This window comes from Streptomyces sp. A 4/2 (assembly GCF_940670765.1).
Classification (GTDB): domain Bacteria; phylum Actinomycetota; class Actinomycetes; order Streptomycetales; family Streptomycetaceae; genus Streptomyces.
Genome location: NZ_CALNVW010000039.1, coordinates 1 through 12,039, shown reverse-complemented (window position 1 = coordinate 12,039; position 12,039 = coordinate 1). Strand labels below are relative to the sequence as shown.

The window sequence follows — 12,039 nt, the reverse complement described above, 5'->3', positions numbered from 1 at the left end:
TGTCCCGGGCCCGCGCCGGTCAGGCGCGGGCCCGGGACGTTCAGTTCGGCCGGGCCCTCGTCGCGGTCAGGGGTAGACCCTGCCGCTGCACGGGTCCAGGCCTGCCTTGCTGAGGCAGACCTGGTACCAGGTCGCGCTCTTGCCGAAGTAGGCGTTCCCTCAGGCGCTGTTGTGGCTGCTCCGGCCCGGTGTCACAGTCCTATGCGGGTGTGGCTGCGGGCGTTGGTCAACGCAACGCGGGCGCTGAGCAGTTCGGCGGGGCTCAGCCTCCTGACCCGGTCCGGATCGGCATCCCATTCCCGGCCGCCGCCGAGCGGACGCAGCTGGAGGTACGGGCCCACCCGGCCCATGACGACGCCGACACGGCCGCGAACCGGGTCGTGGACGGTGTCGCCCACCGCCGGGGCCACCGCCGGGCCCACTGCCGGAGCCGGGCGGGGCGTGTCCGGCTCCGGCCCCGGTCCGGGGCAGTCCGTCACCGACCGGTTCCCTTCACGACGACGGCGGCGAGCGCCAGCGCGACGGGTGCGGAGCAGACCCCCAGGTGTACGAGGGCGTACCGGGCCTCCCTTCTGTGCTCGGCCTCGCGCTCCTCGTCGTGCGGGGCGGCTGCTCCGTACCCGTGGACGACGTCGTCCCAGGGGGTACGCACGTCCATGGCGGGGAGCTGGATGTCGGCCCGGCTGAGGGCGGCGGCGAGTGTGTCGCGGGCATCGAGTGCCTCCTTGGTCCTGTCCGTCTCCTCCCGCCATTCGACCGGCGGTACGGGAACGTCGGCGGCGCGGGTGAGGCTGCCCTGCGGTGTCCTGCGGGGGAGGGGCGGCCTGGGCGTCATGGTGACTTCCTTCGGTTGGTCGTAGCGCGGATCCGCTGCCCCGGCCACGGGTCGTGAACTACCGTGCGTGAGGGGCTCATTACGAGAATGGCCTGGTCGGGGTCGCGGCTCACCGACGGCAGGGGCTGTTGCCCCGGCGGGAGAATCAAGTTCCACACGTTCCACGGAGGGTGCGATGCCGACGAGGCGGACGGTCACAGGCCGCAGCAGGGAACCGCGTGCGCGGTTCGCGGAGGAGCTGCGGGTGCTGCGTACCGGGCGCGGCCAGAGTCTGCGGCAGCTGGGCGACCGGCTGGGCTGGGACTGGTCGTTGTTCGGAAAGATGGAGAAGGGCGAGACGGTCGGCGGCCCGGAGGTGGTCGAGGCGCTGGACCAGCACTACGGGACGCCGGGGCTGCTGCTGGCGTTGTGGGAGCTGGCGGTGAGTGACCAGACGCAGTTCCGGGAGCGGTACCGGCGGTTCATGACGCTGGAGTCGGAAGCTACGAGCTTGTGGCACTTCGCGGTGAGCGTGTTGCCGGGGTTGTTGCAGACGCCCGACTATGCGCGGGAGCTTCTGGCAGCGGGTGGCATCAAAGGCGAGGCTCTGGACCAACAGGTCGAAGCCCGGATGGGGCGACGGGAACTGCTGGCGGGTGAAGATCCACCGCAGTTTCGGACGATCCTGTCGGAAGCAGTGCTACGGACACCGTTGCGGGACCGGGGGCGTTGGAGGGAGCAGCTGGAGTACCTGCTGGAGGCGGGGCAGCGGGATGAGCTGACCGTTCAGGTGGCTCCGTTCAGCGTCGGGTTGCACGGCCTGACCAATGCTGACGTGATGTTTCTTCGTTTGTCCGATGGGCGTACCGTGGCCTATGCCGAGAACGGATACCGAGGTGAACTCATCGAGGAAACTGTGGCAGTTGATCGGCTGCAACGTGCGTACGATTCGGTGCGTGACCTGGCGCTCCCACCGGCCGAGTCGCGAAAGTTCATTCTGCGCATTCTGGAGGAAGTACCGTGCGATCACTCGACCTGACCGCAGCGAATTGGCGCAAGAGCAGCTACAGCAACCAGGACGGCGGCCAGTGCCTGGAGGTTGCTGACGGCTTCGCCGCTGTGGTTCCCGTGCGTGACAGTAAGAACCCGCATGGCCCCGCGCTTGCGTTTGCGACAGACGACTGGGTGTCGTTTGTCTCCGCCGTGAGGGATGGCGCGCTGGGCGCCTGCTGAGTCGCGGGAGTTCGTCTTGAGCCTGTTGGAGGAAGTGACGTGCGATCCATCGACCTGAGCACCGCGTTCTGGCGCAAGAGCAGTTACAGCAACCAGGACGGTGGCGCGTGCATCGAGGTGTCCGACGACTTCGCCGCCGTCGTCCCGGTGCGTGACAGCAAGAACCCGAAGGGCCCTGCGCTCACGTTCACGGCGGACGGCTGGACGTCGTTCGTCTCCGCCGTGAAGGATGGCGCGCTGGGCGCCTGAGACGTCGACCGTACGAGGCTGCCCCCGCTGACCAGGCAGGTCAGCGGGGGCAGTTGGCGTATCCGCCCCCTCCGACACTTCTCAGCCGGAGTTGGTCCGGAAACGGAGCCGGTACTCCGTAGGCGTCGTGTCCAGCCGTCGGCGGAACGCCCGGATGAGGGTGTCGATCGTGCCGAACCCGCAGGCCGTCACGATGCGTTCGAGGGTGACATCGGTCGATTCGAGTTGGTGGCGCGCCAATTCGACGCGCACCGACTCGATGTACGCACTCGGGGGCATGCCGAGTTCGGACTTGAAGATCCGGGTGAGCTGGCGCTCGCTGACGTGGGCGTACGCGGCGAGGTCTGCGACGGTGAGCTGTTCGCCGATGTTGCGCATGATGTGGTGGCGGAGGTCCTCTATGCGCCGGGTCGTGGAAACGGGCTCCAGGGGAACGCTGAACTGGCTCTGCCCACTCGGTCTCTTCAGGTACATCACGAGCTGCCGGGCGACGCGCAGCGCGACGGTCTCGCCGAAGTCGTCGGCGACGAGGGCGAGGGACAGGTCGAGGCAGGCGCTGATCCCCGCGCCGGTCCAGACGTCGCCCGAGCGGATGAAGATCGGGTCGGCGTCCACCTCGACCAACGGGTGTTCGGCAGCGAGCTGTTGCGCGGTCGACCAGTGGGTGGTGGCGCGTTTGCCGTCGAGCAGCCCGGCGGCGGCGAGGATGTGGGCGCCGACGCAGACGGACGTGACCCTTCGTGTCCTGGCCGCGAGTGTCCTGACCCGGCTGACCACGGTCGGGTCGGTGAGGGCGTGGACGCGGCCCTGGCTGTCGGTCTCGACCGAGCCAGGCACCAGGAGCGTGTCGATGCTCTTCGTGGACGCCTCGTCGAAGGTGATGTCGGGGAGGATGCGCACGCCCGCCGAGGTGGTGACGGGGTCCATGGTCTCGGCGGCGAGGACGACGTGGTAGCCGGTCGTACCGTCCGTCTCGCGTCCCAGGAGGGCGAACACCTCCGGGGGACCGGTGACGTCGAGCAGGTCGACGCCCTCGAAGAGAACGATCACGATGAGTCGTTCGACCGTGCTCATGAGGTCTCCGCCCGTCGGTAGAAGCGATGTCCGGATCTGCATGTTAGACGTCATTGCCGACACTCACCGCCGGTCGTAGCGTCGTGGACGTAGCTCACCGCGCGGGTGAGTCTGCGACATCCCGCATGAATCCGGCACGAAACCTGAGGCGGTAACTCCCATGGCTACGACGACTCTGCGCGAACTCAACGGGTTCGACGAGACGCCTGCGTCGCTCGCCGATGCGACCCTGATCCTGGTCGACTACCAGAACACCTACGTCGGCGGTGTGATGGAGCTGGAGGGCTGGCAGGCCGCACTCGACTCCGCAGCCGCGCTGCTGGTACGGGCCCGGACCGCCGGCGCGACGGTCATCCACGTCATCAACGACGGCGGCGAGGGCACCCCGTACGACATCCGGGCCGAGATCGGCCAGATCCACCCGAGCGTCGCCCCGATCGAGGGCGAGGCCGTCGTCGTCAAGAAGGCCCCGAACGCCTTCGTCGACACCGACCTGGGCGGGCACGTCGACGCCGCCGGTCACAAGGACGTCATCGTCGTGGGGTTCATGACGCACATGTGCGTGACGTTCACCGTGGAGGGCGCGTTCCTGCGGGGAAACCGGCCCACCGTGGTGGCCGACGCCTGCGCGACGCGGCCTCTGAAGTCGGCGGGCACCGAGCTGGCCGCCTGCCAGATCCATCACAGCGCGCTCGCGACGATCGCCGATCTCTACGGGGTCGTCGTCGAGTCCGAGAAGTCTCTGGCCTGAGCGCCGAGGCCGGGGCACCTGGTTGCTGAGCGCGGTCTCTGCCGGTCTGTCAGTTCCCACGCTGAAGGATTCTCGCAGGAGCCGCGCTCGGCCAAGTCCTGGTGATTCAGGGCGAGATCGCCCGCCAATTCCACACCCTCAACCCCACACCCCCACCCCCCCCACTAAGGAATGACCCCATGCACCACGCCGTTCATTTCCCCCACGCCATGACCGCACGCACGCCTTTCGAACCTGTACGGAGAGACAGATCATGGCCACGCGCAGAGTATTTCTCAGCAGCGCTTCCGCAGTCGGCGCCGCAACCCTTTTCTCCGCCACACCCTCGGCCGCCGCCGTTCCGGCTGCCGCGACCGTGGCGGACGCGGAGAGACAGGCACGCGACGCGATGCTGGCGGTCAACGCCGGAATGCGATCGAACTATGCCGTGCTCAAATCCGACCTGATCGCATACCTGAGTCCCGTCGTCGTCGTTCAGAACGACGCCAAGGGCGGCAAGTTCACCCTCGTTCACAACGGCACGCAGGAATCGGTGAATCCGGTCTCCGAGGTCTTCGAGCTGGCGAAGTCGATCAGCCATGTGCCGCTGGGTATTTTCTCGACCATCGCGCCGTACCTGAGCGACAAGGTCCCCAACCTTCCCCATGCCGACCGCATCGATCCGCACGACCTGAAGATGGTCGCGTTCAAGGGGACCGGTACCACGGGCTGGATCGCCCCGCTCCAGGATTTCGCCGCCACCCTCGCCACCGCCCGCCGGCAGCTCGACCAGGCGAACCTCCCGCAGGAATTGGTGACGTCGTGCACCGAACTGCTCGATGCCGCAATCACGTTCATCAATGCCTCGGTGGCGGACGAGTCACTGGACATGAAGTCGTTCGAGGACTTCTCCGGCCGTGTGTACGGCAATATCCGCACCAATATGAAGCATGCGGCCGACGCGCAGATCGCCGGTGTGCAGGACATCATGAAGAAATGGCGGGCCAAGATCGGTGAAGAGGGCTGGCAGGACCTGTACACCGTCGTGCTGTCGCAGTGGACGACGTCCGTCCTGAATCAGAATTCGATCATCATCAAGCCGTGCATGAATCCGGCCAAGGTCGATACCCACCTGATCGACCTGGCGACCGTCGAGACGCCCAAGGACCCGATCTTCGTCGCTCTGGACAATCTCGCCCGGATCGTGCAGGACAACATCGCGGCCGAGATGGTCTTCCCGGTGGACCAGGAGATAGCCGACGCGCTCAAGGGCAAGCAGGACCTGCTGTCCGACGAGATCCTGGACCAGCTCGGCGCGGTGGCCGCCGGGGCGCGAACTGCCTCTGCCACGACCGCCGGTGACGCCTGCCCGTTCCGGAAGAGGACGGCAGCGCAGGTGTGACGCGTGGCCTCCTTCGGCCGGGGGCGGTGCGGATCGCCGCCCCCGGTCGAAGGAGGCCGTCCCCGGGCGAGGGAGCCGTTCGTTCCGTCCCGTACGCCTCGGGGGCCGACCTGCCCTCGGGGCGGCCCCACTCCCCCCAACGAGAGAGCTGGTACTCCCCATGAACCGTTCGACGTTCCGCCACGCCGCATCGGCGACCGTCGCAGCCGTCGCGAGCGTGACCCTCCTCGCCGCCTGTGGCGGCAGGAGCACCGCCGACGCCGCATCGGCCGCATCGAGCCCTGGGCCCTCGTCCGCCGGCACCGGCGCGTTCACCGTGACGCACATCGGCGGCCCGACCACGATCCTGGAGGTCGCCGGTACCCGCCTGCTGCTCGACCCGACCTTCGACGCACCCAAGAAGTACAAGAGCGGCCTGCAGAAGACGCACGCCCCCGCGCTCGGCATCGACAGGATCGGCAGGATCGACGCCGTACTGCTCTCGCACGACCAGCACGACGACAACCTCGACGACACGGGCCGTGAACTGCTCAAGCACGTGCCGGTCGTGTTCTCCACGCCCGGTGCGCAGCAGCGCCTCGGCGATCACGTCACGGGCATGAAGAGCTGGTCCGCCAAGGAGCTGAAGACCGCCCACGGCACCGTCAAGGTCACCGCCGTTCCTGCCCTGCACGGTCCCGACGGGGTGGACCGCGGCAAGGACGGCGAGGTCACCGGCTTCGTGCTGAGCGGCAAGGGTGTCCCCGTCACCTACATCTCCGGGGACAACGCCTCGGTCGAGGTCGCCGAGCAGGTCGGCGACCGCATCAAGAAGGAGATCGGCCCCATCGACACGGCGGTCCTCTTCGCCGGTGCCGCCCGTACCCCAGCGATCCTGCACAACGCCCCGCTGACCCTCACCTCCAGGAACGCGGCCCTGGTGGCGAAGGACCTCGATCCCCGCAGGGTGGTTCCGGTGCACACCGACAGCTGGAACATCTACTCCGAGGACCTGAACTCCCTCGTGGAGGCGTTCCAGGACCAGGGCATCGCAGGGAAGCTCGTCGATCTGAAGCCGGACGGCACCAGGAAGACCCTGGCGTAGGGGCAGCTGCCGTCCGGGACCGTGGCGGTCGGTGCCTGCGCGGCTACGTGGCACTCGCCAGCTTGTAGTGGGCGGCGACCTGCGCGCTGGTGAGCACCCGCGCGTAGACGGCGGTCTCGTCCAGCTGGCCGTTGAAGAAGTCGCTGGTCGGCCTGGAGGGCCAGCCGGTCAGGGTGTCGCCGCCCACCCGCCAGAAGCCGCTGTAGTCCTGGTTGGTGGTGATCTTGTTGGACGTCAAGAGGTGCCCGTCCACATAGAGCGTCATGCCGGACGAGCCCTGCGCCGCGACGACCTGGTGCCACTTGCCGTCGTTGTAGGCCTTCGGGCTGACCAGGGTCTTGAGCGTGCCGCTGCGGACACCGAAGACGAGCTTGCCCGCGTTCGTCATGTACACGTGCTTGTCGTACTGCTTGCTGGTGCTCAGGGTGTTGTCACCGAAGCCGATCAGCTTGCCGCCCTTGGTGCTGGTGGTCTTGAACCAGGTCTCCAGGCTGAACGTGGTCGGGTGGGCGTACCGGTGGTCGCTGTACACCAGTTGGTTGCTGCCGTTGAAGCCGATCCCGGTGGACGGGCCCTTCACGGCGGAGGGCGTCTTGCGCAGCGAGGGGCCGTTCACCATGACGCCCGAGCTGTTGGAGCTCGACGTGTCCGCCGCGAACGGGGCGGTGCGGTCGTCGTAGCGCCAGTACAGCTTGGCACCGTCGGACAGTACGGCGGCCGGGTAGTGCTCGGTGGCAGAGGGCACGGTGACGCTCGCGGTCGCGGACAGGGCGCTGGTGTTCCCCGCGGCGTCGGCGGCGGTGACCCGGTACGTGTACGTCTTGCCGGTGGCGACGGACGTGTCGGTGAAGCCGACCTGGGGGCGCGACCACTCCAGCGAGTCGGCCTGCACGGTCTTCAGCGGGGTGCTGGAGCCGTTGCGGTACACCTTGTACGTCAGCTTCGAGTCGTCGGTGTCGAAGGAGGCCCGCCAACGGACCTGTACCCCACCCGGCTTGAGGGCGGCGGCCGAGACGACCGGCACGGTCGGCGCGCCCTTGTCGCCGGTGGAGGCGAAGCGGGTCAGGCCCTGGGCCGGGGAGCCGTTGACGGTGGTGAACTCGCCGCCCGACCACAGGTACGAGGTGGCACCCGAGGTGGCGATGGTCAGCGCGCGGGGGCCGATGCCCTCACCGATGCCGTCGTTGGTGTCGGGGAGCCAGCCGAGCTTGCCGGTACCCGTGGTGGGCTCCGCCAGGAAGTGGCGGCGCCTGCCGTTGGGGAACTCGCCGACACCGGAGCAGTCGTGCGCGTGCGAGGCGCTGTAGAGCACGCCCTTGTAGGACTTCACGGCCTGAGTGGCGCCCAGGCAGGTGTCACGCCAACGCTGGGCGAAATTGCTGGTGTTGAGAGCGATGCGGCCGTCGAACACCCCGGAGCCGGTGCCCTCGTTGCCCGTGTAGATCCCGGTGGCATCGGTGTCGATGGTCTTGACCACCGAGTTCTTCTCGATGAAGCCGGGGTACGACTTGGTCACCGCGCCCGACTTCGCGTCCACCACGGCGAGGGCGTGCGAGTCGGTCCCGTTGACGGTGAAGAAGTCACCGCCGAGCACGGCCTTCTTGCCGTCCGGGGTGAGCGCGACGGCCCGGCCCGGCGCGTCCGCGTCGGCCTTGAAGGGCAGCACCGAACCGTCGGAGGTCTTGACCGCGGCGTAGCGCTGGTGCTTCTTGCCGTCGACGGTGCTGAAGTCGCCGCCCGCGTACACGGTGTCGTTCGTCACCGCCAGCGCCCGGACGGTGGCGGGGAAGCTCGCCCGGAACGAGGCCCGGGGCTTGCAGGTGGCGATGTCGATCGCGGCCAGCGACGACACCTGGGTGCCGTTCACCGCGCCGAAGTAGCCGCCCGCGTACAGGGTCTTCTTGTCCGGTGACACGGCGAGGGCCCGCACGGTGGCGGTGCCGGTCTTGACCGTGAAGGACAGGGCGCACTTGGTGGGCGCGCCGGTGGCGGCGTCGAACGCGGCGAAGTTGACCGCGGGCCGCGAGGCGCCCGAGGTGCCCTGCGGCGGCCGGAGCGCGGAGAAGGTACCGCCCGCGAAGACCACACCGTCGCTCTGGGCGAGCGCCCAGACGATGCCGTTGGTCTGCCAGGTCGGCAGGCTGTCCGCGGTGAACGCCACGGGGGGCGTGATCGCCGAGGCCTCGGGCGCCGAGGCGACCACGCCGAGTCCGGTCGTGGCGATGGTCAGGGCGAGGGCGCCTGCCAACCCTCGCGATCTGTGCAGCAAGCCCGTGTGCATCGAGCCCGTGTGCCTGAACCCCGTGCGCATGAAACCCCCAGGGAGAGAAGAGCGGAACGCCGGGAAGCCCTCGACGCGGACGGTCCGGTCCCGGAGTCCGCGGACGGGCTGTCCGGGAGAGGAGGAATCCCGCACCTTGACGAGGTTAGAACGGATTAATCACTCCCAACCGACAAACTGAGCAATCCCGTTGGTGAACTTCCGCTTACGGCGGGCCGACGGTTCGCCCTGGAGGAAGCGGGGCCACATAGGCCGTGTACGCGGTGAGCTGCTGTGCGCCCGGGAGCCGGTGCGGGGTCCAGCCCCGGGCGTAGTCCGGTGGCCGCTGCCCCACCGGTACGAGAACCGCGGTCGGCCGCCGGGCGGCGGTCCCGGTGATGCCCCGGACCGTGGTGTTGGCGTTGTTGCCCGCGGTCGCGGCGGAGGCGCAGCCCGCGTAGTAGCCGATGGGGATGGCGTTGTCCCCGGTGACCAGGCAGGGCGGGGTGACGCCGAGCCCGTGCAGGCCGGTCGCGACCCGCGCGTAGCCGTCGTGAGCGGCGGCATTGCGGGTGACCGTGTGGGACAGCACGACGTACTGGCCCACCAGATGCCCCATCAGTACCAGCGTCACCAGGCCGGTCGTGACCGGCCGCAGCCGCGGCCTGCCCGCCCCGGCAGCCAGCCACCACAGGCATTCGGCGACCGGCAGGGACAGCAGGGCGTATGCAGGAAGCAGGAAGCGCGGTGCGGCGTAGTTGATCAGCAGCAGGTACGGCACCGCCATCGACACCCCGCACAGCGTGGGCAGCAGCACGGCCGGCAGGCGGCGGGCCCGCCGGGCGACGGCCACCCCGCCCGCGGCGAGCAGCGGCAGGGCGAACCACCACAGCGACTCTCCCTTGTTCGTCCACGGAACATCGCACGGCCGGCACAGTGTGCGTCCGCTCAGCGCCCTCAACTGGTCGGTGAAGGCCAGGTTCCAGCTGATGCCGCCCTCGACCAGGCCCGAGGTGTGCAGCCGGGCCACCACGCCCCCGTACCGCAGGTACGACTCCACGACCCATTCCGCCCCGCCCGCCACCAGCCCGGCGGCGAGGGCGGCGAACACGGCCGGGCGACGCCACTCACGGACCAGGAGCGCAGCGAGGACCAGCGGCAGGGCGAGCCAGAATCCGTCCGGCGGGCGCAGCAGCACCACCGCGCCGAGACAGAGCGCGGTACCCAGCAGGGCCCAGCGGTCCTGCGGGCCGGAGTGCGCGGTGGTCACCACCCGCAGGAAGAAACCGGCGCAGGCCAGTGCGCCGAGCGCGACCCACAGATTGGGCATCGCCTGCGGCCCGTAGAACTGGGTGATCCACAGCCCGGCGAACAGCACGCCCGCGAGCGCCAGCCGCAGCGCGGGCTGGAACCGGCGCCAGACCCAGAGCGCCCCCAGCAGACCGGCGCCGGACAGTACGGCCAGGTAGCAGCGGAGCGCCACGGTCGAGGAGGTCAGCACCGCTACGGGCGCCACCAGGTACGAGATGCCACGGGCGCGCGGCGCACTGAAGAACGCCGCAGGCGCGTGCGAACCCACCTGGCTGACATAGACCGCCTCGTCCCAGCCAAGACCCAAATTCGGTCGTACGAAAAGGAACTGGCAGGCAGTGAAGGCCACAGCGACCCCCACCAGCCATCCGGTTCCCGCGCGGGACAGGACCGCGGGGGAAGATTCTCCCAGGTTCCCGATTCTCTGTTCTTCGGAATGTGTCCCCGTCATACGCGCACCGTACAAGCAAGTACGAGATCTGACCTGGAACGAGTGCCGGGCCGCCTACCCCTTTCCTGGAAATCTGGTGAACAGCCAGCTGGATCTCGCTACCCCCGACCTGCTGCGTTTTCCCTGGCTGCGCGGGGCGAAATTCTTCCATGCGCGGGTCCGTCCCGGTGATGTCCTCTTCATTCCGCTGAGGGCCCGGGATTTCGTTGTGCACGGCCTGTTCCACCGGCGGGAGGACACCCGGTTCTTCTTCAGCCCGGCTTCGGAGTGACCACGATCGAGGTCGACGACCCTCATGTGATGCACATCGACGCCACCCTCGCACCGCTCGCGGTGCGGTACGCGGCCGACCGCATCGCTGTGGCGCCGGATAGCCGCCGGATGAGCCGGCGCGTATCGAAGGTTGTACCGGTGGCGTTTCCTTTTGCTCTTCACAGGCGATTTCTGGTGCGACCTTTTGCTCTTCTTGGGCAACAACGGACATCGGCAATTGTTCGCGGCGGTCTTCCGTGCCACGTTACGTGCGCCGAGCCGGGCCGCTGACGAGCGGTCTCCGGCAGTGGCGTTCCTCGAATCCGACGCGTCCTGTGCAGCGGAACGAGTGCGTCCTTTTCCGGGCCGCTCTACGTACGGATACACGTCGGCCTTCTTCTTCTGTGGAGGTATTGGTGCATTTTCGTTTGCTCGGAAGTCGCTTCGCCCTGTCGGCGCTGGGAGTGGCGCTGTGCGTCGGTGTGACCGCGCCGGTGAGCGCGAGCGCGGACAGTGGGGGTTCTGTCCTCGGGGCCGTCACGCAGAGCGGATCCGGTCAGAGACCCGAGGGCCAGGCGGGCCAGGCACTCCGGACCGATCCGAACACACTCACGTCGGCCCAGCTCACCCCGCCTGCGCTCACCAGGACCGAAGTCATGTCCCGGGCGGCGAGCTGGGTCGACCTCGGCCTGGTCTACAGCAACACCGCGTATTACCAGGGCTACCGCATGGACTGCTCGGGCTATGCGTCGATGGCCTGGAAGCTCGGCACGTCGCTGGTGACCGGCACGTTCAACTCCTCGGGCGTCACGGAGGACATCACCAAGGCCGAACTCAAGGCCGGGGACGCCCTCAACAACCCCGCCGCCGGTGCGCAGGGCCACATCGCCCTGTTCGAGAAGTGGACCGACTCCTCCAAGTCCGCTTACTGGGGCTACGAGTTCAGCGGATCGGGTGTCCACCACCGGAAGATCCCGTACCCGTACTTCTCGGGCCACGGCACCTTCCACCCGGTCCACAACAAGGCCATCGTCGATGTGTCCGACCCGGGCATGACGAACCTCGCCGCAGTGGGCGATCAGACCGGTGACGGCATCCCCGACATCATCGCCACCAAGGTCTCCAACGGAAAGCTGTACCGGTACTCCGGCCCCGACTACAGCGGTGCCACCCGGGTGG

Annotated in this window: 12 protein-coding genes and 1 pseudogene; 8 read left to right on the top strand and 5 right to left on the bottom strand. The window is 68.4% G+C overall.

From position 1 onward, the window contains the following. Positions 1-191: 191 nt before the first annotated feature. Entirely contained in the window at positions 192-479 is a 288-nt protein-coding gene (locus tag NBY69_RS28285; protein WP_308409510.1) for a hypothetical protein, read from the bottom strand. Continuing rightward, positions 476-835: a hypothetical protein gene (locus NBY69_RS28280; protein WP_250304712.1), complete on the bottom strand. Its 360-nt coding sequence runs from the start codon at positions 833-835 to the stop codon at positions 476-478. Before NBY69_RS28280 ends, NBY69_RS28285 begins: the two co-directional genes overlap by 4 nt. A 175-nt stretch (positions 836-1,010) precedes the next feature. On the opposite strand from NBY69_RS28280, the gene NBY69_RS28275 reads away from it, so the two are divergent. Genes NBY69_RS28275 through NBY69_RS28265 form a run of 3 tightly spaced genes read left to right on the top strand, consistent with a single transcriptional unit; the run spans position 1,011 to position 2,296 of the window. Further along, positions 1,011-1,853 (top strand): helix-turn-helix transcriptional regulator, encoded by an 843-nt coding sequence (locus NBY69_RS28275; RefSeq protein ID WP_250304711.1) that lies wholly within the window; start codon positions 1,011-1,013, stop codon positions 1,851-1,853. Continuing rightward, on the top strand, positions 1,835-2,047 hold the full coding sequence (locus tag NBY69_RS28270) for a DUF397 domain-containing protein (RefSeq protein ID WP_250304710.1): 213 nt from the start codon (positions 1,835-1,837) through the stop codon (positions 2,045-2,047). Before NBY69_RS28275 ends, NBY69_RS28270 begins: the two co-directional genes overlap by 19 nt. Positions 2,048-2,086: 39 nt before the next feature. Beyond that, the gene (locus NBY69_RS28265; protein WP_250304709.1) at positions 2,087-2,296 is read left to right on the top strand and encodes a DUF397 domain-containing protein; all 210 of its coding nucleotides are present in this window, start codon (positions 2,087-2,089) and stop codon (positions 2,294-2,296) included. A gap of 81 nt (positions 2,297-2,377) precedes the next feature. Here the strand turns inward: NBY69_RS28265 and NBY69_RS28260 are convergent, their stop codons facing one another. Then, positions 2,378-3,370: a GlxA family transcriptional regulator gene (locus NBY69_RS28260; protein WP_250304708.1), complete on the bottom strand. Its 993-nt coding sequence runs from the start codon at positions 3,368-3,370 to the stop codon at positions 2,378-2,380. A 160-nt stretch (positions 3,371-3,530) separates the two neighbouring features. Here NBY69_RS28260 and NBY69_RS28255 point away from each other — a divergent pair, with 160 nt between their 5' ends. The 3 genes from NBY69_RS28255 to NBY69_RS28245 all read left to right on the top strand — a co-directional run bounded on the left by NBY69_RS28255 (position 3,531) and on the right by NBY69_RS28245 (position 6,586). Further along, positions 3,531-4,121: a cysteine hydrolase family protein gene (locus tag NBY69_RS28255; RefSeq protein ID WP_250304707.1), complete on the top strand. Its 591-nt coding sequence runs from the start codon at positions 3,531-3,533 to the stop codon at positions 4,119-4,121. Between the two features lie 253 nt (positions 4,122-4,374). After that, entirely contained in the window at positions 4,375-5,502 is a 1,128-nt protein-coding gene (locus tag NBY69_RS28250) for a hypothetical protein (protein ID WP_250304706.1), read from the top strand. Between the two features lie 160 nt (positions 5,503-5,662). Continuing rightward, positions 5,663-6,586 (top strand): MBL fold metallo-hydrolase, encoded by a 924-nt coding sequence (locus NBY69_RS28245; protein WP_250304705.1) that lies wholly within the window; start codon positions 5,663-5,665, stop codon positions 6,584-6,586. Between the two features lie 43 nt (positions 6,587-6,629). Here the strand turns inward: NBY69_RS28245 and NBY69_RS28240 are convergent, their stop codons facing one another. Together NBY69_RS28240 and NBY69_RS28235 are read right to left on the bottom strand one after the other, a co-directional pair. After that, positions 6,630-8,867 carry a LamG-like jellyroll fold domain-containing protein gene (locus NBY69_RS28240; protein ID WP_374211352.1) on the bottom strand — a complete coding sequence of 746 codons (2,238 nt, stop codon included), beginning with the start codon at positions 8,865-8,867 and terminating at the stop codon, positions 6,630-6,632. A gap of 205 nt (positions 8,868-9,072) precedes the next feature. Next, entirely contained in the window at positions 9,073-10,464 is a 1,392-nt protein-coding gene (locus NBY69_RS28235; protein ID WP_250304703.1) for a hypothetical protein, read from the bottom strand. A gap of 220 nt (positions 10,465-10,684) precedes the next feature. Here NBY69_RS28235 and NBY69_RS28230 point away from each other — a divergent pair, with 220 nt between their 5' ends. After that, positions 10,685-10,879 (top strand): cupin-like domain-containing protein, encoded by a 195-nt coding sequence (locus NBY69_RS28230; RefSeq protein WP_250304702.1) that lies wholly within the window; start codon positions 10,685-10,687, stop codon positions 10,877-10,879. A gap of 409 nt (positions 10,880-11,288) precedes the next feature. Then, positions 11,289-12,039 (top strand): annotated as a pseudogene (locus NBY69_RS28225) (hypothetical protein); the annotation flags it as partial.